This window comes from Mesorhizobium sp. M0060 (genome assembly GCF_040323155.1).
Classification (GTDB): domain Bacteria; phylum Pseudomonadota; class Alphaproteobacteria; order Rhizobiales; family Rhizobiaceae; genus Mesorhizobium.
This window is the reverse complement of the sequence record NZ_JAMYUP010000022.1, coordinates 18,364-36,377: the sequence shown is the minus strand read 5'-3', so window position 1 is coordinate 36,377 and position 18,014 is coordinate 18,364. Positions and strand designations below refer to the sequence as shown.

The following is an 18,014-nucleotide window of genomic DNA, read 5'->3' as shown; positions in this document are numbered from 1 at the left end:
GCATGTTCGACTGGCTGATCGTCGGCGCCGGCTTCGCCGGCAGCGTGCTGGCGGAACGCATCGCATCGCAACGACAAGAAAGCGTCCTGATCGTCGACAGACGAAATCACGTCGGCGGCAACGCGTATGACTGTTATGACGAGGCGGGGATCCTGATCCACCGCTATGGGCCGCACATATTCCACACCAACGCCCAATCGATCGCCGACTACCTGTCGCAGTTCACCGAATGGCGGTCTTACGAACACCGCGTGCTGTCGCTGGTCGACGGAAAGCTGCTGCCGATACCGATCAATCTCGACACCATAAACCGCCTTTACGGCCTTAAGCTGACATCCGAGCAGCTGCAGGAGTTCTTCGCTTCCCGGCGAGAGACGGTGGAAGAAGTCCGCACGGCCGAAGACGTCGTCGTGAGCACCGTGGGCAGGGAGCTCTACGAGAAATTCTTCCGCGGCTACACTAGGAAGCAGTGGGGTGTTGACCCTTCCCAGTTGAGCAAATCAGTCACAGCGCGGGTGCCAACGCGGATCGATCGGGATGATCGCTATTTTGGCGACACTTTCCAGAAAATCCCGGCAGGCGGGTATACGCGCATGTTCCAGCGCATGCTGGATAATCCCAAGATCAAGATCATGCTGCAGACCGACTATCGTGAGATTCGCGACAAGATTCCGTTCCAGCGGATGATCTACACCGGGCCAATCGACGAATTTTTCGATTGGAAGCTGGGTCGCTTGCCCTACCGCTCGCTGCGCTTCGAGCACGTGACGCTTGATTGCGAGGAGTTTCAGCCGGTCGCCGTCGTCAACTATCCGCAGACGGAAAACTACACCCGCATCACCGAGTACAAGCATCTGACCGGACAGAAGAGTCCGAAGACCAGCCTGACCTACGAATACCCCTCGGACATCGGAGATCCCTATTACCCGGTGCCGCGGCCCGAAAACGAGGCGTTGTACAAAAGCTACGAAGCATTGGCAGCGGCGTGCCCACAGGTCTGGTTCGTCGGACGTCTGGCGACATATCGCTATTACAATATGGATCAGGTCGTCGGGCAGGCTTTGGCGACGTTCGCACGCATTCAAAAGAGCATGCCGGCAAACGGCATCGGGCAGATGCCGACGCAGCGCGAGGCGGCGGAGTGAACGATGCGCCGGGATTAAGCTGCGTTCGCGGCGACCGACCCGCAACAATCGAGGCGTGCCTTGCCCTCATCCGCGGCGAAAAGTCGCCAAGGGTCGCACGCCAGGCGTTCATCGCTGCGGCCACGGACGCCAAGATCTTTCTCGGCGGGCAGATTTAGGCTTACCGCGTAGCCGATGCAGTTAAAGCGCGGCGCAGTATCGGCGGGGCTATACCGCGCCTGCTGGCTCGTTTTCGAAAGCCTCGAACAATCGGCGCTGGCGCTCCAACTCGTCGGCAAGCGGCTTGTGAAGAGTGCGCGAGCCGTCCGCATGAATGGTGGAGAACAAGCCGACTTCGGCGTGGCGCGAATTGTCCCAACCGGGGTAGGCCGTCACCGGATACAGGCATATGCCCTCAATAGGTGCGCCGAGGCTCATCGCATCGCGCACTTCGTCGCAAACATAATGGAGCCAAGCCGGCCGTCCTGACCCCTCGGCGCCGGTCTCGGCAATAAACATCGGCTTCTTGTAGCGCTCGTCGACCTCGACCAGCATTTCCGAAAGCGCCCGGTATTCGTGGTGCCCCATCGGTATCGTTGGCCCATTCAAATACCATTGGTTGTGCGGATAGAAGTTGAGACCTATGACGTCGACAAGGTCCTCGCTGCCACCCAACTCCGGCTCCGCGCGCCCGACCAGCATGTCGTAAGCCTCGAACTGGCCCTGACGAGCATTTTCGGCGCGCCGCCGCTCGGCGCGAGTGCGGTCACGAGGAGCAATATGGATGAGCGGTTCAGCCCAGATGAACCTGCAACTCGGTTCGGCCTCCCGCATTGCTCTGACCCCGGCGATCGCTGCCCTGACAAGGTGGCGTTTGAACCATCCGCGCTTGTCCTGCCCGACGCGCGGGAAATAGCCGACCTCCACCGCCCACGCAAAAAACGAAATTTCGTTGATCGGACATACCAGGGGAGCCACTCCGGTGGCTAAGCGATGAACCCGAACAGCTTCCGCGGCGAAACGGACATAGGCCTCGACAAAGCCCGGGCCACCTTGGTCGACGTGGTCTGGCGAACCATAGTGGAAGATATCCCAGATGACCTGCACCCCGGCCGCTTGGGCTGCTTCGATCACCGACATCCAGCTCGACCAGTTAAAGACTCCCGGCGCTGTTTCGATCAAGTGCCAGCGCAAGCCGTCGCGGATCGTGCGAAGCCCAAGCTCGGCACAGCGGCGATAGTCGCCGCATGCATGGGTGTCATGTGAGGTCGCACGGATCAGATCAAGGCGCACCCCGTCGGCACGACGATGCGAGGAACACTCGAAACCACCCATGAAAAAGCTGTCGATGCCAGAAGGATCTGCCGCGGGCCGACGAGCCGGTTCCTCGTTCATACCGGCATCCTGACGGCCAGGGATGGCGCAAGCACTTGCGTTCGGCGATCGCCCATTGCCAGGTTCGGTCGGCTCGTCGATTTCGATTCGGCTGCCATCACGTCGACGTGTTGGCGTTGCCTGGCGATCACGGCCATGATCTCCTCGCGCAAGACGGAGACGAGATCGGGCTGGTTGCGGCTTCGGCGCTCGTAAGCCAACAGCAGTGCAAGCGCTCGCGCGCTACCGGCGCGCTGCCGCGGCGCTTGAAGATGTCGAGCAGGTTCATGCTGCCCTCCTCTCCAACAGCCGGTCGAGGAGGCCCCTCCGCTCGAAAGGCAGCAGGATGACCGGCAGGTCCTCGCCCTCAAGTCTTCTTGCTGCGTCGATATAGGCGCGCGCAGCGGGGTTCGTGTTTTCGCTGAGCGTAACCGGCGCGCCCACATTGGATGCGCGCAGCAGTACAATGCGGTTAGTGCCAAAACACGTGTGCTCGACAGGCAAGCGACAGAGGAAATGGCCAATCCGAATTCGCTCATTGCGCTGCTCAAGAAGATGCAAATTTCGGATTGCCACCCCAGCAATACGCGACCTCACGCGGCCTGCTGCATTGCCCGTTCGTTGACGCCAGTTTCGCCGAGTTGGGTGAGCGCCTCATCGGTGGCTTTTTCTTCTTCGAGAGTCTGTTCCAGAAGTGGGACTGCGTCTCTTAGGCCGAGCAAGCCCGCCCACGTCACAAGAGTGCCGTAGCGCGCGATTTCATAATGCTCGACGGCCTGGGCTGCAGCCACGAGCCCTGCGTCCAATGCTGGAGCGTCTCCGAATTCCTCCAAAATCTCCTGCCCCTCCTCGATCATGCCATCGATCGCTGGGCACGTCTTGCCCTGGGCCCTCTTGCCAAACGCGTCGAAAACCTGCTGCAGGCGCTCGATTTGACCTTCTGTCTCGGCTCGATGCTTTTCGAACGCGGCCTTCAGCTCTTCGGACTCTGCGCCCTTTGCCATTTTCTTTAAGGCGGTCAGAATCTTCCGTTCGGCGTAGTAGATGTCCTTCAGACCATCGTAGAAAAGGTCTTCCAAGCCCTTGGAACTGCCCTGTGATCTTCTCCTCGTCACCATTCTCATCTCCTGTTGAAAGCTATCGATGGATGTACGGCTCTAACAAGTCCAGTGCCTTGTTGTTCCTTCACCATGGCCGGCAATTCGCTTGTCCTGCGAATGTTGGAACGAACTGCTCAATCTTAAGTCGAGCCGCGTCTATTTTGGTCCGGTTAACCGATGTGAATGCGCATCTGAGAAACTTCCGCAATTAATATGGGTGAAGTTGGCTTGGAGGTGTGTCGTGCGACGGCGTGAAGATCTTATCGAACAATATGTCGGCACGCGCAGTCGCCGCCACCGCCTGATATCGACAGAGCTCGCCTTCAGAGCGCTGAGGCAAATCGTTCCGACGCCCTCGATTTCGGACCGTGAGCTCGAAAACATGGTCGCTGGCCAACGGTCAGTTGTGGTCTCGCCGTAGACTTCGATCATACCCGCTAATGTCGGATGCGACCTCGCCCCAGGGCGGCTACACTAATTGACAATGGTTGTGCTTTGAAGCGGCAACCTGGTTCAGCGATAGTTCGACTTCTGAGCATACCGACCGACGAATGGAACCGAATATGGGTCGTAGAACCTCGATCTGCGCCATGCCTGATTCGATGGATGGTCTACAGATAAAGCGGCCTCCCCGACGTTCGAACCCGCCCCACTTTATGACGTTCTGCCATTCTGAGTCCAAAGGCGTTATGCGGAATGCGATCCCAATCGCCTCGGTCCAACGTCGACCTGGCTCAGGCCCAGTTCCGCCGACTCTATCCGCAATCCGGCAACCGCCAGCAAGGCGCGCGTTCCCGTGGGCACTTCGAGTTTGGCGGACGTTGTGCTGTTCCAGTCTGCACCGATCTCTGTCACCCCACGCGGGTTGCTCACGGCTCGCGCGCAATGGATCAGGGATTGCTGCCCATCGTTGCAGCCGGCTGCCCATCGCGCAGGTGATCGCCTCTTTCCTTCAGTGTCCACGCCGACGCTTCGCCGAGAAGCTCCAGCACGCTGGCGCGTGGGCGACTGAGGCGGCTTGTCACTGTTCCCAGCGCGCAACCGCATTATCTCGGCGGCCACGGATCTGGTTCAACGGGACGGCTCGGCTTTCGCCGCCTCAAAGGATTTTCAGGATATGTATGTCGTTGACATGGCCCGCGCCCCGGGAATAGGCGCGGGCCGATCGGACAACCCGATCATGCAGCTGGGAGGACAACGGCTGCAGGCATCAAACCTTGCCCCGGCGCTGTTGTTCCAGCTCTGGTGCAAAAAAGCTCGTGTCCTGTTCGCGGCTTGTGCACCGACACATCCGGACCCAGCGCCTGACATCCATATCCATATCTGCCGATCCCGATTTGAAAATCCCTGTGTCCATGTCGGGGGCAACTTTCCCTCGAATATCCAGGTCTGCCTTGGCGCTAGCTGCGATTGCTGGATGTGAAGGTCAGATAGGCCTGCCAGCCTGTTTTGTGGGTACATAGGAAGAAGATCACTGATGTCCCGGCAGAACATTGACCCTTATTCGGCTGCATCAGGGCAAGGCCTTCGGCCCCCTAGGAGAGCCATGAACATGCTTACCAAATTCGGCAATCTCAGCAGATCGCCAAGCGACCCCAAGGTCGTAAAGTCTGGGCCGACTGCGCTCGCAGCCTCCAATATGCTTGCACGCAAACTCGGCTGGTTCAGCATAGCGCTGGGCGTCGGCGAGCTTGTGGCCTCCGAGCGGATCGCCCGCGCACTCGGCATGCGCGGCAAAGAGAGCATCATCCGTGCCTACGGGGCGCGGGAAGTCAGCAGCGGCATTCTCTCCTTGTCGGTAGACAAACAGGCAGGGCTTTGGAGCCGTGTGGCCGGTGACGCGCTCGACATAGCAACACTCTTGCCGGCGTTCCGGCGCGACAATGCAAAACGTGACAACGTCGGCCTTGCTCTGGTCCTCGTCGCCGGTGTGACGCTCATCGATTGGTTGAGCGCCCAAACGGTAAGCGCCCGGCACGCTCGCGGCCGCGCGCAACCGCAGGATTTTAGCAACCGCAGCGGCTTCCCACGCGGAGTGGCCGCCGTGCGGGGCCTTGCGCGGACAGAGAGGTCGACATCTGCCGGCCAGAACTGACGTCCTGGTTGACCGGCACCACCCCTGTCCTCCTTCTCTGCCGTCGCCGCCGCCCGAAATGGCCGTGGGTCAACAGGATGGCAGCCGGTCGGCCGCCACTGCCAAAAGTTCTCTCGGCGATATCGACAATAGTCTTCCGGACATTGGCACCCGGTATCGATCAACACCAATTGTGACCGCCGCAACCAGGCACACCGAAGTAGACGACATTGACGATCGCAAGCCGCAGATAGGCGAGTTCAGGCCTGATGCTGTGTGCTCCGTCGCCACGATCCTGCATCGCAGCGCCGATCAGCCGCCAGTTTGATCTGGATGGCCATGCGTTTTCTTTGCAGCAGGTGATGGTTTCTCCTTCAGCAGCCGAATGATCGCGTCGACAGGCGACGCAAGGTCCGGCGGCGACTTCCTTTTCGATCGCCACAACCGACCGAAGATTGTTCTCAGTATTCGCATTGCCGTTACCTCCGAGACCTCCAAACTTGGTTTGGGCAACATTGTTCCTGATCCTCGTGAGTTTCGAAGGCGAGCAAGTCGGCGTAGAATAAGCCGCCCGCAGGCCGCGGCTGGAGTTGTTTCTCTGCCGGCTGTTCGCCAATACATTTGGGGGCCAACGTGAACGAAGATGAGCGTCACCAATAGCGACCGGCGTAGAGGGTCTCGACTATGTCTTGCGCGGCGGTTACGCCAGGTTTCGGGCGCACCTCGTTGAGGGGAGGCCCGGATCGGGCAAAACCACAATTGGGCTGCAGTTCCTCATCAACGGGGGCTCGCAACGCGAAAATGCTTGTACATCACCCTGTCCGAGAGCAAGCGCGAACTAGGCCGTGAACTCATAAATGCGGAATGACCGAGATGGGGTGGAAAGCAGTCGGCCGCCCTATCCCGTCTTCAGTTCCCCAATGCTCATGATTTGAGGGCTTCCACGCAGAAGCACCTCTCCATCATGTGATGGCAGAAGCAGGGGTGATGCCTTTCGGCCTAGCAGGGCGCGCTCCATGGCGTCACCAAAAGTGCGCCCCATTAAGCCGATGCCGCTCATCATCGGGGACACCACAAATACCCGGCCCCCACTATCGATATACAGGCTTTGGTGATGGTTATGAGCTGTGGCAAAGCAAGCCAACTCCGTCTGAAGCAAGTCTCCAATCTCGGCAATCTCTCGGTAGCCTTCATGTGGGGACCAACAGAAGACGACATCGCTCCGGGCGCATTCCATGCCACGGCCGAGCTCGCCGACATTGAGGCCGCCGAACTCGCTGAGAATGGCAGCCACGGGATGACTAGCCGGGACCTCTGGAGACATGGGCACTTTGCGCCCAGGAAACCATCCGGCTGCGGCAAAGATCGGCAAAACAGCGGTCGGCAGAGTTGTCATTCTGAATTTATCGTCGGTAGTTTCAAGGTCCGCAATGGGTTGTTTTCCGACTGGCGGCTTTCATATTGCGGCGCAATCTGATTCAGGCTCCGCATGAGCCGATATGACCTGACCGACTTCGAGTGGCGCGTGATCGAGCCGCTGTTGCCCAACAAGCCGCGAGGAGTGCCGCGCGTCGATGACCGGCGGGTGCTCAACGGCATCTTCTGGGTGCTGCGATCCGGTGCGCCATGGCGCGATCTGCCAGAGCGATACGGCCCACGCACCACCTGCTACAACCGCTTTGTCCGATGGCGGAAAGCAGGTGTTTGGGACCGCCTCATGGCCGACATTACCAAAACCCATGACGGCGAGGTGCAGATGATTGACACCTCCATTGTTCGCGTCCATCAGCAGGGCGCGACGGCAAAAAGGGGGGTCGAGATTATTGTCTCGGTCGTTCTCGAGGCGGGCTGACAACCAAGATCCATGCTCTTGTCGACGCCCAAGGGAGGCCGATCAAACTAACGCTGACGGCAGGCCAGAAGAGCGACATCGCCTCCGCAGTCGACTTGATCAGGGATTTGCCCGAGGGTGCCATGCTGCTCGCCGACAAGGGCTACGATGCGAACGCCCTGCGCACGGCCATCACCGAGCGAAAGGCTTGGGCCAACATCCCGCCCAAGGCCAACCGCAAGGACCCGATCTGCTTCAGTCCCTTCCTCTATAAGGCGCGCAACCTGGTAGAGCGCTTCTTCAATAAAGCCAAGCAGTTCCGGCGGATCGCGACACGCTACGACAAGCTGGCAGAAAACTATCTTGCTGCCCTCAAACTCGTGTCAATTCGCATCTGGCTACGCAGTAATGAGTCTACGCCCTAGTGTTCGTGGCAAACAGCACGGTTGGAGTCTGAAAGGCATAGAAATTCTGGAGCTCGTTCCTCCAGAGCTCAGTCTCGATCCGTCCCAGTTGCAGACGCTTGTTCATTCTTCGACTTCGAACTCGGAGAAACCGTGCAGGCAGCTTTGGCTGAGATCGACCGCATCAAGCCGCATCGCGTCGTCTTCAATTCTCTTTCCGAAATCCGGCTCCATCTCGCAAGGCTCGTTACGCTACACCGGCAGGGTTTTCCACTATTATGATCGGCTCGTGCCCGATTTTCTACCCAACGTGGCCGAGACTCAAGTATTAGATTTTGCTTATGGAGCGCCGGCACGCCATCCGAAGGATCAAGGACGGGCTTTGGGAGGTCTATGACATAGACGATGAAAAGGTTGTCTTCGTGGACAGCGTACCCCTGACCAATTTGCGGGACGAAGAGGCACTCGAGGCATTGGAGTTGCTAATGGGTGGATTTCTTGTTTCGAGCAGGTCTCCAAGGCTCAGTTGATGGTTTCCAGGGACATGTTTCGCGCACTTCAGGCGAAGCGACCCCACGCCTTTCATTGTGGGTTCCATCAGAACCGCACGGCACGAGCTTCCAGCGCCGGTCGCCCTGCGGCGGGACGTTGGGGGTGGCACCAAGCAGGCGGGGAGGATGATCGCGATTGCGCACCGATTTACGCGGCAAATCTTGGCTCGGGAACTCCCGCTACGCCGAGGCCGGTGACGGCAAAGAGGCTGCCGCGTAAAACTCCGTCGCCCGGAAAGCGTGGCAGCGGCGGTTTGGCCATCGACGTGACGTACAGGGTGTCGAGCTTCGGTCCGCCGAACATGACGCTGGTGATCTTCTTGACCGGCATGTCGATGATGCGGTCGACGCTGCCGTCAGGCGCGTAGCGGACCAGCCTGCCATCATAGACCAGCGCGTTCCAAAGGAATCCTTCGGCATCGACGGTCGAGCCGTCGGCCGCGCCACCGCGGCTGGTGTCGACACGCACGAAGGTACGCCGATTGGTGGCGGCACCTGTTGCGATGTCGTAGTCGTATGCCCAGATCTCACCGGTCCAGGTGTCGGCGAAATAGAAGGTGCGGTCATCGGGGCTCCAGCACGGGCCATTGGAACAGATGATGCCGGAATCGATCCTTGTCACGGAGAAATCGGGATCGAGCCGGTAGAGGCCGCCGGAAGGCCCCTCCTCCATCGTATCCATGGAGCCGGCGAAGAAGCGGCCGCGCCGGTCAACCTTGCCGTCGTTGAGCCGGTTCATCGGCCTGTCCGGCTCCGGATCGTGGATCAGCGTCACCTCGCCGGTGGCAAAATCGAGCAGATGGAAACCGCGCTGCAGCGACACCACCGCGCCGTTACCGTCCTTGCGCAATGCCATCGAACCGATCTTCATCGGCACGTCCCAGCAGCGGATCTCGCGGCCGTCGGCGGTCGCCCGAAACACGCGCCCGTCGAAACTATCGATCCAATAGAGGCGCTCCTGCTCGACGTCCCACAGCGGTCCCTCGCCCAGCGTGGTCTTCACGTCCACCACGACTTCGATCTTCATGCCGTCCTCCTCTGTTCCGACGCTCTGCGGCAAAGGTCAGAACGCGACCTTGTCGCCGCCTTTCAATGACAGGATTTCGCGTGCCTCGTCGGGCGTCGCCACTTCCATGCCGAGGCCTTCGATGATCTTGCGGGCGAACACCACCTGCTCAGCGTTCGACTTGGCAAGCTTGCCCTTGCCGGCCCAAAGACTGTCTTCAAGCCCGACGCGGATGTTGCCGCCAAGCGCTGCCGATTGCGCCGCAATGCGCAACTGGCTGGCGCCCGCACCCAGTACCGACCAGCGGAACTGGTCGCCGAACAGCCGGTCGGCGGTGCGCTTCATATGGGCGACGTCTTCCGGATGGGTGCCGATGCCGCCGAGCAGGCCGAACACCGACTGCACGAAGAACGGCGGCTTCACCAGCCCGCGATCGGCGAAATGGGAGAGGTTATAAAGATGGGCGATGTCGTAGCACTCGAACTCGAAGCGCGTGCCATTGTCGTAGCAGGTCGCCAGTATGTATTCGATGTCCTTGAACGAGTTACGGAAGACCAGATCGCGCGTGGCTTCCAGATGCGGCTTTTCCCAGTCGAATTTGAACGTCTCGTATTTGTTGGCGAGGTGATAGAGCCCGAAATTGATCGAGCCCATATTGAGCGAGGCGACCTCCGGCTTGAATTGGGCGGCGGGACGCACACGCTCCTCGACCTTCATGTAGGGACTGCCGCCGGTGGTGATGTTGATGGCGGCATTGGTACCTTGCTTGACGCGCGGCAGGAAACGCGCGAACGCCTCAGGCGTCTGGTCGGGCTTGCCGGTCTCGGGGTCGCGGGCATGCAGATGCAGGATCGCCGCACCCGCCTCCGCCGCCGCGATCGCCTCGGAGGCGATCTGGTCCGGCGTGATCGGCAGATAGGGTGACATGGTCGGCGTGTGGATCGCCCCCGTCACCGCGCAGGTGATGATGACCTTGCCGTTGGGTTGCTGGGCGCCGGGCTTGCGGCTTGTTTGCGTCATCGTCCAAACTCCTGATCCGATTTTTTCTTGTGCGCCGCCAGCGCCATCAGCCGGCGGTCGCGCCAGACCTGTCGTTGGCCGAGTCCTTCCCGCGGCAGGCGCTTGCGGCGCTCGGCCTCGACGGTCTCCATGACCTCGCCGGCCCAGTCGACGCGGCGCAGCATCTGCGGGAAGATGTTGGAATAGATCGTCTGATAGCGCTCGACATAGTCGCGCACACCACCCGGCGCATTAAGATCGATCGTCTCGAACGGACCCATGAACGACCAGCGCAGCGCCAGCCCGTCGCGCAGGCCGGTGTCGACGTCCTCGACGCTGGCATAGCCGTCGGCGACAAGCCGGAACGCCTCCTCCAGCAGCGCCCCTTGCAGGCGGTTCATGATGAAGCCGTCGAGCTCGCGCTTCATTACCAGCGGCGCATGGCCAGCTTCGACAAGAAATGCGCGGGTCCTTTCCACCGTGTCGGCAGAAGTCCATGGCGCCGGCACCACTTCGGCTGCCGGGATGAGATAGGGCGGATTGATTGGGTGCACGACCAGGCAGCGGTGCCGCCCCTGCAGATGATCGGTGAATTTCGACGGCAACAGCGCCGAAGTGGAACTGGCGATCACCGCCTGCGGACCGGCAAGGGCGTCGATCCGGGAAAACACGTCACGCTTCACCTCGAGATTTTCGGGCGTGTTCTCCTGGACGTGGACGGCATCGGCCAAGGCGTCGCCAAGCTCCGCCACAATGGCAATGCGGCCGAGCACGGCATCCACCGCCTGTCCCCGCAGCAAATCGTTGGCAGCGAGGTCGCCGAGTACGCCGGCGATGTAGTCGCGCGCACTGCTGGTCGCGGCAGGTGATTGGTCCCACATCCGCACATCATGACCGGCGCGGGCGAAGCTGATCGCCCATGCCCGCCCGATGAAACCGCTTCCAATGATTGCGACATCGGCCATTGTCAGTCCCTCACAGTGTTTCGACGTTGCCGTCGACGCCGAGCGACTGGCCGGAAATGTTGACGCCCGCGTCGGAGAGCAAGAAGGCGACCATCGCCGCGACATCATAGGGGCTGGTCATGCGGCGCAGCGAGATGTTCTGGAGATAGCGATCCGTCATCTCTTCGTGGCTGATACCAATCTGCTTGGCGCGTGCCGAGATGACACCTTCGATGCGTGGTCCCTCGATGATGCCAGGCAGAATAGCGTTGACCCTTATGCCATGCGGCCCGAGCTCCTTGGCGAGGCTCTGCGTGAAGCCGATGACGCCGAACTTGGCCGCCGAATAGGGCGTGCGGAACGCATAGCCATGGCGGCCAGCCGCCGACGACATCGATACGATCGAGCCGCCGCCCGCCGCCTTGATCAGCGGCACGGCGCGCCGGGCGCACAGGAACTGGCCGGTCAGGCAGATGTCGATGCAGCGTCGCCAGTCGGCCGGGTCGATCTCGTCGACGCCGCCGGTCGGCCCGGCGATGCCGGCATTGTTGATCAGGGCGTCGAGTCCGCCAAGTTTTTCCCCGACAGCCTCGAACAGCCGGTCGACGTCCTCTTCCCGCGAGACGTCGGCCTTGATCGCGGCGACAAGCGCTATCTTGTCCGGAGCAGCGGCCAGCGCCTGATCGGAAACATCGCAGACGACGACACGCGCGCCGAGCCGCGACAGGGTGTCGGCAATGGCAAAGCCGATGCCGCCGGCGCCCGCTGTCACCAGCACGCGCTGTCCTTTCAACCCGGCCAGAAATTCGTCCGCCGATGCCGGTGCTTTTGTGCTCATCGTCCTGTCCTTCTCATTGCAGCCGCCGTTCGCGCAGCGCCATGACGGCGCCGAGAACGACCAGCCCGTAAAGAATTGCCCGTGTGGCGTAGGGAAGCGTGGTGCCGGCCAGCAGCATCTGCAGCGCCGTGAGTAACAATACGCCGCCCAGCATGCCGAGATAGTGGCCGCGCCCGCCGGTGATCAGCGCACCGCCGACCACCACCACCGCGATTGATGGCAAGAGATAATCGTCGCCCATGCCGAGGCTCGCCTGGCCGGAAAAGCCGGTCAGCATGATGCCGACAACAGCTGCGCAGACGGCCGACAGCATGTAGACCAGGATCAGCGTGCGCTCGACGCCGATGCCCGACAATCGCGCCGCGCGCAGCCCGTTGCCGATGCCGTAGACCCTGCGTCCGAACGGCGTGCGCCCGAGCAGCAGCACCGCCGCCACCACGAAGACGACCATCAGCAGGACCACAGGCGTCAGCAGACCGAGCTTGCCGGTCATGAACCAACGCAGCAGCGGTGAGGAAAAGCCGGCCGGCGTTCCCTGCGAATAGAGCAGCGCAAAACCTTGCAGAATGCCGTTGGTCGCAAGCGTCATGACGATCGGCGAGATGCCGAGATAGACGATGCCGAAACCATTGGCGAAGCCGATGGCGCAAGCCATCAGCAACACGACCGGCAAGGCGTAGACAAGAGCCGCATCGGAGCCGTTGACCATACCGGCCAGGATGATGCCGGAAATGCCGATCGTCCACGGCACGGAGAGGTCAAGGCCGCCGGTCAGGATGACGGTTCCCTGCCCAAGCGCCAGCACGGCGAGGAAGGACGACAGCACGAGCAGCGAATTCCAGTAACCCGGATTGAGGATGGCGCGGCCGAGCCAGACCTGCGTGACGATGATGATCACCAGCAGGCAGACATAGGCGGGCAGCGCATAGCGTAGCGTCTCGGCGTTGCGCAGATGGAAGGCGGGACGCGGCGATGCCGGGCCGCGCGGGCCGTGTGAGGATCCGGCGATCTTGAGACGTCGGTCCGCGCGCTCGAGCTGCGAGGGCAATATACCGGCGCGCCAAGCCGCCAGCCGAGCGCGCGCGGCGCGCAGCTGCACCGCAAGCACCGATGCGTGCGAGATGGAGCCGGCAAGAGCCGCCAGCACCAGAATGGTGCCTTCGGCGATGGTCGAATAATAGGCCGACACATTGAGCACCAGCAGGATATTCACCACGATCATCAGGATATAGGCGCCGAAGACAGTGCCCACCGGGCCACCCTGCCCGCCCCCGAGACGTGTGCCACCGACGACAACCGCAGCGAACATCGACAGCAGCAGCGGATTGCCGACCAGCGGATCGCCGCTGCCGGTCTGCGCGCTGATGAACACGCCGGCAAGGCCATAGCAGCCGCCAGCGATCACGTAGACGGCAAAGCGCACCAGCACGACACTGATGCCGACTGCTGCGGCCGAATCCGTGTCGCTGCCAACGGCATAGAGCGCCGTGCCGAAACGAGTTCGCTTCAGCCAGAACCAGGCGAGCAGGACGACACCGATCACCACCAGCGGCATCGGCAGCCAGCCGGTGATCGCGTCGCCGAGGTAAAAGGTGCCGAGGTCGGGCGACACGAAGCCACCGGGCTTGTCCATCACCAGCAGCGTCACGCCTTGCAGGATGAACATCGTGGACAGCGTCACCACGATGGGCTGCATACGCAGCACCGCGATGAAGAAGCCGTTGAAGGCACCCACGGCCATGCCGACGCCGATGCCGACTGTCGTCCACAGCATGACGCTGGCGCCTGGCGCCATCGGGTCCATACTCGATGCCAGCACGACATTGACCAGCGATATCACCGCGCCCGCGGACAGGTCGAAGCCACCCGACAAGATCACGATGGTCTGGCCGATCGCCGCGAGCGCCGAGGTCGCGCCGCCACTCGACAGGAACGACACGTCGAAATATGTGAGCGGACCAGCGCTGACCCAATCGACGATGAAAAGCAGGATCGCAAGCACGATCGCCGCGATCAGCGCGCCGCGATTTCGCATCAGCGCGCGGCGCAGCCAGAAGCCGCCGGAAACAGCGGATGAAACTGCTGCGCTGCTCATGCGGCGGCTTCCCCGGCATGCCCGAGCGCCGGGCGCATAATGGCGGGTTCGGTGATGGCGTCGCCTTCGAGCTCGGCTGCAATGCGCCCGTCATAAAGGACCAGGACCCGGTCGCATTGGTGGACGAGTTCGGGGATCTCGGTCGAGTGCAGCAGGATCGAGCCGCCGGCTGCCACGTAGTTTCGCATCATCACATAAAGCTCGTGCTTGGTGCCGACGTCGATGCCGCGGGTCGGATCGAATAAGAGCAGGATGCGGCTCTGCGCCACCAGCCATTTGGCGATGGCGATCTTCTGCTGATTGCCACCGGAAAACGCGCCTGCCCGCGTCCACAACGCGCGGCGGTCGACCTCGACAGTGGCAAACGCCTCCTCGACCGAGCGCGTCTCGGCCTCGGCGTCGACCAGACCGAAGCGCGTGAACCGCGACACCACAGGCAGGGTGGCATTCTGGCTGCCCGACAGCTTCAGGAACAGGCCTTCGGATTTGCGGTCCTCCGGCACCAGGCCAATGGCCATGTTGGGCAGCAAGGCATCGGCGGGTGAGCCCAGCCAGACCTTGCGGCCGTCGACCAGTATATCGCCGCGCTCTATCTCGGCCATGCCGAAGCAGGCCAGGAACAAATCCTGCTGGCCCATGCCTTGCAGTCCGGCAACGCCGAGAATCTCGCCCCGGCGCAGGTCGAAACCGGCGCCATCGAGCTTGCGCCCGACTTTGAGGTCGCGCACGCCCAGGACGGGCGGCCCGAACACCTGGGCGCTGTCGGGCTTGGGCGGAAAGGTCTGCTCGATGCTGCGGCCGATGATCTTCTTGATGACGTCCGCGTCCGAGACATCGGCAACTGGCGCGGTCACGATGTGGCGGCCGTTCCGGAGAATCGTCAGCGTCTCGCAGAAGGCGCGGACCTCGCGCATGCGGTGGGTGATGAAGACGATGGTCGTGCCCGCCGCCTTCAGCCTGGCAATGATGTCGCCCAGCCAGTCGACGTCGCGGCCGGCGAGCGTCGAGGTCGGCTCGTCGAGCAGCAGGATGCGCGGCTTGCGGTAGACGGCGCGCGCGATTTCGATCTTCTGGCGCACCGAAAGCTCGAGCTCGCTCACCTCGGCATCGAGATCGACGGAAAAACCGAGATCGTCGATGTGGCGGCGGACCGCCTTGCGCGCAGCAGCGCGCCGGATCAAGCCGGAGACGCCGACGGGAGCGTAAGGCAGCAGCATGTTGTCGAGAACGGAGAGATCGCGCACCAGCGTCATCTCCTGGAACGCTGTCTGCACGCCCAGCGCATGTGCTGCGCGCGGTGCGCCGTAGCCGATCTCCTTGCCGAAGACACGGATATGCCCCTGGCTCGGCCTAACCAGCCCGGACAGAAGTTTCACCAGCGTCGACTTGCCGGCTCCGTTTTCACCGAGCAGTGCATGGACGCTGCCGGGCGCGATACGGAACGACACGTCGTCCAGCGCCACGGTCGGGCCGAAAGCCTTGCTGATGCCGTCGATCTCAACGGCGGGAAGCTCGTAATGTGCTGTCATCGTCCTTGATCGTCGCGCGGATCGACGATGCACGGACAAGATATCCGTGCATCGTCGGGATTGCCTTGGGAGACTTATTCCTCGGGCTGGCCGACGAGGGCAGCGGCGAGGCCGATCTCGGGTGTCTGATCCGAGAAGATCGAGGCGAACCAGCCGGGATTGGAGACCAGCGACGGCTTGAAAGCGTTGCAGCCGGCCTTCATTTCCGCCCAGGTGCCTTCATCGCAAAGCTTGATCGTCTCGTTGGTGACGATCGGCAGCGGTAATATCGTCTTCTTCGGCACGTCCTTGCCTTCGATCGCCTCGACCGCGAGCTTCAAGGCGAGCGCGCCGGAATAGGGTGGCGAGGCATAGGAAATGCGCGGCGCGCCGAGCGCCGCATAGGGAGATGCCGCGCCCTCGACCTCGGTGCCCTCAGGCAGCATCTGGATGCGCCCGCCATTGGAGCCCTCGCCGGCGCAAGGCAAGAGTTCGCTGCTCTTCTTGCCGGCCTCGAGCTGCATGGCATTGGCGGTGAAGCAGCCGACCTGCATCCACAGCCCGTTGATGTCGTCCCAGCTGCGCGTCGCCAAAATCTTCGAGAGCTCGGTGCGGGCCACCGCCTGGCTCCACATGCCGACCGCCTCGCCGACGATCTTGATATCAGGGTATTTGGCGAAGACCTCCTTGGCGGCCTTGGTGCGCAGATCGTCGACCGAGGTGCCGGGAACGCCGGTCACCGCAATGATGTTGCCCTTACCGTTGAGCCTCTTGACCAGCCATTCGGCCGTCACCCGTCCTGCCTCCTCTTGGTCGATGTGAACGTTGTATGCGCAGGGCTCGGTGATCTCGGCGTCGTAGGCGAAGACCTTCACGCCCTTGTCGCAGGCATTCTTGACCACCTGGTTGAGCGCGGTCGGCGAGATCGGAAAGATCACGATGGCTTCAGCACCTGCCTGCACCATCGCGTTGATCTGCTGGATCTGGCGCTGTGCATTCGGCCCAGCCACCTGAACCTGCAGATCGACCTTGTCGGCCATGCTCTTGTGCGAGGCCATCGCCTTGACCATGTTGGCGGCCTCAGCTTGCCAGTCGTTGCCGATGAAGCTCATGCTGAGAAAGATTTTGTGCTTTTCGCCCGCCTCGGCGGCGGACGGGCCAAAGGCGCAGGCAGCCATGCCGGCCAGCAGCGCGAGCCGCCGGACTTTCGATCCGATACCCATGTGAACTCCTCCCAATCCGAATGACCGAATGCCTCCCAAGGGCACGAAACGTAACCCTTGTCATTCGATGTTGGCGACCGTATCATGCTTTGATCAAAGATCAATGATGAAATGGCGAGGTAAGAGCAGGATAGGTCGGCGCTTGACGCGGCAATCCGAACCCTGCATTCCGGGCACAGGCGCCGGGTATGACAAGAGCGTCGCCCATATGGGGGAAGGTTAGGCAGAGATGGCTGGGGCGGCATTCAGAAAGCCGGGCGTCGAGATCACGCCGCTGTCCAGGGAAACCCTGCAGGACAGGGTTTACCGGCACGTTACCGAGTTGATCCTCGACGGCAGCATCGTTCCAGGTGAAATGGTGACAGTGCAGAGCCTCGCCGACGCTTTCGGCGTCAGCCCGATGCCGGTTCGGGAGGCACTGCGGCGTCTGAGCGCCGCTAACGCCTTGATGGTGGTTTCGGGCCGTTCGATCGGTATCCCTGCATTAAGTCGTGCGCGGCTTATCGATCTCAGGAACGTCAGGTTCGAAATTGAGGCGATCGCCGCCGCATGGGCCGCCGAACGCATGGACCATCAAGGCGTGATGCTGCTGCGCCAGCATCTGGAAGCACTCGAGCAGGCCAATGCCGCCGGCGACGTCAAATCCTATCTCAGGGCCAATTACGCCTTTCACTTCTCCATCTATCGGGCCGCGGGCTCGGAAAACATGCTCAACATCATCGAGAACCTGTGGCTGCAGATCAGTCCCTATTTCAACATGCTGCACGATTCCGGAAACTATTCGACCGCCAATCAGCACCATCAGGAGATGTTTGCAGCGCTGCGAGACGGCAACGCGGAGGCGGTCCGGGCTGCGGTTCGCGCTGACATCGACGCAGCTTTCACTGTCCTGATCAAACTGCTGAAATAGGGTCAGGTCGCCAAGCCCGACATGGCAGGACGG

At 61.6% G+C, this 18,014-nt stretch carries 17 protein-coding genes and 4 pseudogenes; 7 read left to right on the top strand and 14 right to left on the bottom strand.

The genetic code is table 11. The features are described from left to right. Nucleotides 1-2 precede the first annotated feature (2 nt). Together glf and NKJ94_RS21065 are read left to right on the top strand one after the other, a co-directional pair. Entirely contained in the window at nt 3-1,145 is a 1,143-nt protein-coding gene (gene glf, locus NKJ94_RS21070) for a UDP-galactopyranose mutase (RefSeq protein ID WP_352527427.1), read from the top strand. After that, a complete protein-coding gene (locus NKJ94_RS21065; RefSeq protein ID WP_352527426.1) occupies nt 1,142-1,303 on the top strand; it encodes a DUF982 domain-containing protein in 162 nt (53 codons plus the stop codon). The genes glf and NKJ94_RS21065 overlap by 4 nt, the downstream gene beginning before the upstream one ends. 49 nt (nt 1,304-1,352) lie before the next feature. Here NKJ94_RS21065 and NKJ94_RS21060 read toward each other — a convergent pair whose 3' ends face one another. From NKJ94_RS21060 to NKJ94_RS21045, 5 genes and pseudogenes are all read right to left on the bottom strand, one after another. Further along, on the bottom strand, nt 1,353-2,519 hold the full coding sequence (locus NKJ94_RS21060) for a beta-glucosidase (protein WP_352527425.1): 1,167 nt from the start codon (nt 2,517-2,519) through the stop codon (nt 1,353-1,355). Beyond that, a complete protein-coding gene (locus NKJ94_RS37600; RefSeq protein ID WP_502896249.1) occupies nt 2,516-2,656 on the bottom strand; it encodes a hypothetical protein in 141 nt (46 codons plus the stop codon). The genes NKJ94_RS21060 and NKJ94_RS37600 overlap by 4 nt, the downstream gene beginning before the upstream one ends. Then, nucleotides 2,630-2,787: pseudogene (gene minE / locus NKJ94_RS37595) on the bottom strand (cell division topological specificity factor MinE); the annotation flags it as partial. The gene NKJ94_RS37600 and the pseudogene minE, both read right to left, overlap by 27 nt. Continuing rightward, a pseudogene (locus tag NKJ94_RS21050) lies at nt 2,784-2,960 on the bottom strand (septum site-determining protein MinD); the annotation flags it as partial. The pseudogenes NKJ94_RS21050 and minE, both read right to left, overlap by 4 nt. Nucleotides 2,961-3,091: 131 nt before the next feature. After that, nucleotides 3,092-3,616, bottom strand: coding sequence for a YciE/YciF ferroxidase family protein (locus tag NKJ94_RS21045; RefSeq protein WP_352527424.1), 525 nt, complete (start codon nt 3,614-3,616; stop codon nt 3,092-3,094). A gap of 1,528 nt (nt 3,617-5,144) precedes the next feature. On the opposite strand from NKJ94_RS21045, the gene NKJ94_RS21040 reads away from it, so the two are divergent. Continuing rightward, complete coding sequence (locus tag NKJ94_RS21040) at nt 5,145-5,693, top strand: hypothetical protein (protein ID WP_352527423.1); 549 nt, start codon at nt 5,145-5,147, stop codon at nt 5,691-5,693. A gap of 160 nt (nt 5,694-5,853) precedes the next feature. On the opposite strand, the gene NKJ94_RS21035 is transcribed toward NKJ94_RS21040, so the two are convergent. Continuing rightward, nucleotides 5,854-6,114 (bottom strand): hypothetical protein, encoded by a 261-nt coding sequence (locus NKJ94_RS21035; RefSeq protein WP_352527422.1) that lies wholly within the window; start codon nt 6,112-6,114, stop codon nt 5,854-5,856. A gap of 214 nt (nt 6,115-6,328) precedes the next feature. Between NKJ94_RS21035 and NKJ94_RS21030 the strand changes: the two are divergent. Continuing rightward, nucleotides 6,329-6,513 (top strand): annotated as a pseudogene (locus NKJ94_RS21030) (ATPase domain-containing protein); the annotation flags it as partial. Between the two features lie 57 nt (nt 6,514-6,570). On the opposite strand, the gene NKJ94_RS21025 reads toward NKJ94_RS21030, so the two are convergent. After that, nucleotides 6,571-6,996 (bottom strand): SUKH-3 domain-containing protein, encoded by a 426-nt coding sequence (locus NKJ94_RS21025; RefSeq protein WP_352527531.1) that lies wholly within the window; start codon nt 6,994-6,996, stop codon nt 6,571-6,573. 165 nt (nt 6,997-7,161) lie between these two features. On the opposite strand from NKJ94_RS21025, the gene NKJ94_RS21020 reads away from it, so the two are divergent. Beyond that, nucleotides 7,162-7,928, top strand: a protein-coding gene (locus NKJ94_RS21020; RefSeq protein WP_352527421.1) for an IS5 family transposase whose coding sequence is annotated in 2 segments (ribosomal slippage) — nt 7,162-7,486 and nt 7,486-7,928 — 768 coding nt in all. Because the reading frame shifts where the segments join, the coding sequence is not laid out codon by codon here. Nucleotides 7,929-7,938: 10 nt separating this feature from the next. Further along, nucleotides 7,939-8,175, top strand: a pseudogene (locus tag NKJ94_RS21015) (ATPase domain-containing protein); the annotation flags it as partial. 431 nt (nt 8,176-8,606) lie between these two features. Here the strand turns inward: NKJ94_RS21015 and NKJ94_RS21010 are convergent. The 7 genes from NKJ94_RS21010 to NKJ94_RS20980 all read right to left on the bottom strand — a co-directional run bounded on the left by NKJ94_RS21010 (nt 8,607) and on the right by NKJ94_RS20980 (nt 17,071). Then, a complete protein-coding gene (locus tag NKJ94_RS21010; protein ID WP_352527420.1) occupies nt 8,607-9,485 on the bottom strand; it encodes an SMP-30/gluconolactonase/LRE family protein in 879 nt (292 codons plus the stop codon). Between the two features lie 36 nt (nt 9,486-9,521). Next, a complete protein-coding gene (kce, locus tag NKJ94_RS21005) occupies nt 9,522-10,484 on the bottom strand; it encodes a 3,5-dioxohexanoate:acetyl-CoA acetone transferase (protein ID WP_352527419.1) in 963 nt (320 codons plus the stop codon). Then, a complete protein-coding gene (locus tag NKJ94_RS21000; RefSeq protein WP_352527418.1) occupies nt 10,481-11,428 on the bottom strand; it encodes a 3-hydroxyacyl-CoA dehydrogenase in 948 nt (315 codons plus the stop codon). The genes kce and NKJ94_RS21000 overlap by 4 nt, the downstream gene beginning before the upstream one ends. Nucleotides 11,429-11,438: 10 nt before the next feature. Beyond that, a complete protein-coding gene (locus tag NKJ94_RS20995) occupies nt 11,439-12,245 on the bottom strand; it encodes an SDR family oxidoreductase (protein ID WP_352527417.1) in 807 nt (268 codons plus the stop codon). 13 nt (nt 12,246-12,258) lie between these two features. After that, nucleotides 12,259-14,340 (bottom strand): ABC transporter permease, encoded by a 2,082-nt coding sequence (locus NKJ94_RS20990; RefSeq protein ID WP_352527416.1) that lies wholly within the window; start codon nt 14,338-14,340, stop codon nt 12,259-12,261. Further along, nucleotides 14,337-15,869 carry a sugar ABC transporter ATP-binding protein gene (locus tag NKJ94_RS20985; RefSeq protein ID WP_352527415.1) on the bottom strand — a complete coding sequence of 511 codons (1,533 nt, stop codon included), beginning with the start codon at nt 15,867-15,869 and terminating at the stop codon, nt 14,337-14,339. The genes NKJ94_RS20990 and NKJ94_RS20985 overlap by 4 nt, the downstream gene beginning before the upstream one ends. 74 nt (nt 15,870-15,943) lie before the next feature. Next, complete coding sequence (locus NKJ94_RS20980; RefSeq protein ID WP_352527414.1) at nt 15,944-17,071, bottom strand: sugar ABC transporter substrate-binding protein; 1,128 nt, start codon at nt 17,069-17,071, stop codon at nt 15,944-15,946. A gap of 229 nt (nt 17,072-17,300) precedes the next feature. On the opposite strand from NKJ94_RS20980, the gene NKJ94_RS20975 reads away from it, so the two are divergent. Continuing rightward, nucleotides 17,301-17,981 (top strand): GntR family transcriptional regulator, encoded by a 681-nt coding sequence (locus NKJ94_RS20975; protein ID WP_352527413.1) that lies wholly within the window; start codon nt 17,301-17,303, stop codon nt 17,979-17,981. Nucleotides 17,982-18,014 lie beyond the last annotated feature (33 nt).

What these genes read in the sequence shown, in the direction of transcription:
- NKJ94_RS20995 (WP_352527417.1), bottom strand. Translation starts at nt 12,245, where the DNA reads ATGAGCACAAAAGCACCGGCATCGGCGGACGAATTTCTGGCCGGGTTG.
- glf (WP_352527427.1), top strand. Translation starts at nt 3, where the DNA reads ATGTTCGACTGGCTGATCGTCGGCGCCGGCTTCGCCGGCAGCGTGCTG.
- NKJ94_RS20985 (WP_352527415.1), bottom strand. Translation starts at nt 15,869, where the DNA reads ATGACAGCACATTACGAGCTTCCCGCCGTTGAGATCGACGGCATCAGC.
- NKJ94_RS21000 (WP_352527418.1), bottom strand. Translation starts at nt 11,428, where the DNA reads ATGGCCGATGTCGCAATCATTGGAAGCGGTTTCATCGGGCGGGCATGG.
- kce (WP_352527419.1), bottom strand. Translation starts at nt 10,484, where the DNA reads ATGACGCAAACAAGCCGCAAGCCCGGCGCCCAGCAACCCAACGGCAAG.
- NKJ94_RS21025 (WP_352527531.1), bottom strand. Translation starts at nt 6,996, where the DNA reads ATGTCTCCAGAGGTCCCGGCTAGTCATCCCGTGGCTGCCATTCTCAGC.
- NKJ94_RS21010 (WP_352527420.1), bottom strand. Translation starts at nt 9,485, where the DNA reads ATGAAGATCGAAGTCGTGGTGGACGTGAAGACCACGCTGGGCGAGGGA.
- NKJ94_RS20990 (WP_352527416.1), bottom strand. Translation starts at nt 14,340, where the DNA reads ATGAGCAGCGCAGCAGTTTCATCCGCTGTTTCCGGCGGCTTCTGGCTG.
- NKJ94_RS20975 (WP_352527413.1), top strand. Translation starts at nt 17,301, where the DNA reads ATGGCTGGGGCGGCATTCAGAAAGCCGGGCGTCGAGATCACGCCGCTG.
- NKJ94_RS21045 (WP_352527424.1), bottom strand. Translation starts at nt 3,616, where the DNA reads ATGGTGACGAGGAGAAGATCACAGGGCAGTTCCAAGGGCTTGGAAGAC.
- NKJ94_RS21040 (WP_352527423.1), top strand. Translation starts at nt 5,145, where the DNA reads ATGAACATGCTTACCAAATTCGGCAATCTCAGCAGATCGCCAAGCGAC.
- NKJ94_RS21060 (WP_352527425.1), bottom strand. Translation starts at nt 2,519, where the DNA reads ATGAACGAGGAACCGGCTCGTCGGCCCGCGGCAGATCCTTCTGGCATC.
- NKJ94_RS37600 (WP_502896249.1), bottom strand. Translation starts at nt 2,656, where the DNA reads ATGGCCGTGATCGCCAGGCAACGCCAACACGTCGACGTGATGGCAGCC.
- NKJ94_RS20980 (WP_352527414.1), bottom strand. Translation starts at nt 17,071, where the DNA reads ATGGGTATCGGATCGAAAGTCCGGCGGCTCGCGCTGCTGGCCGGCATG.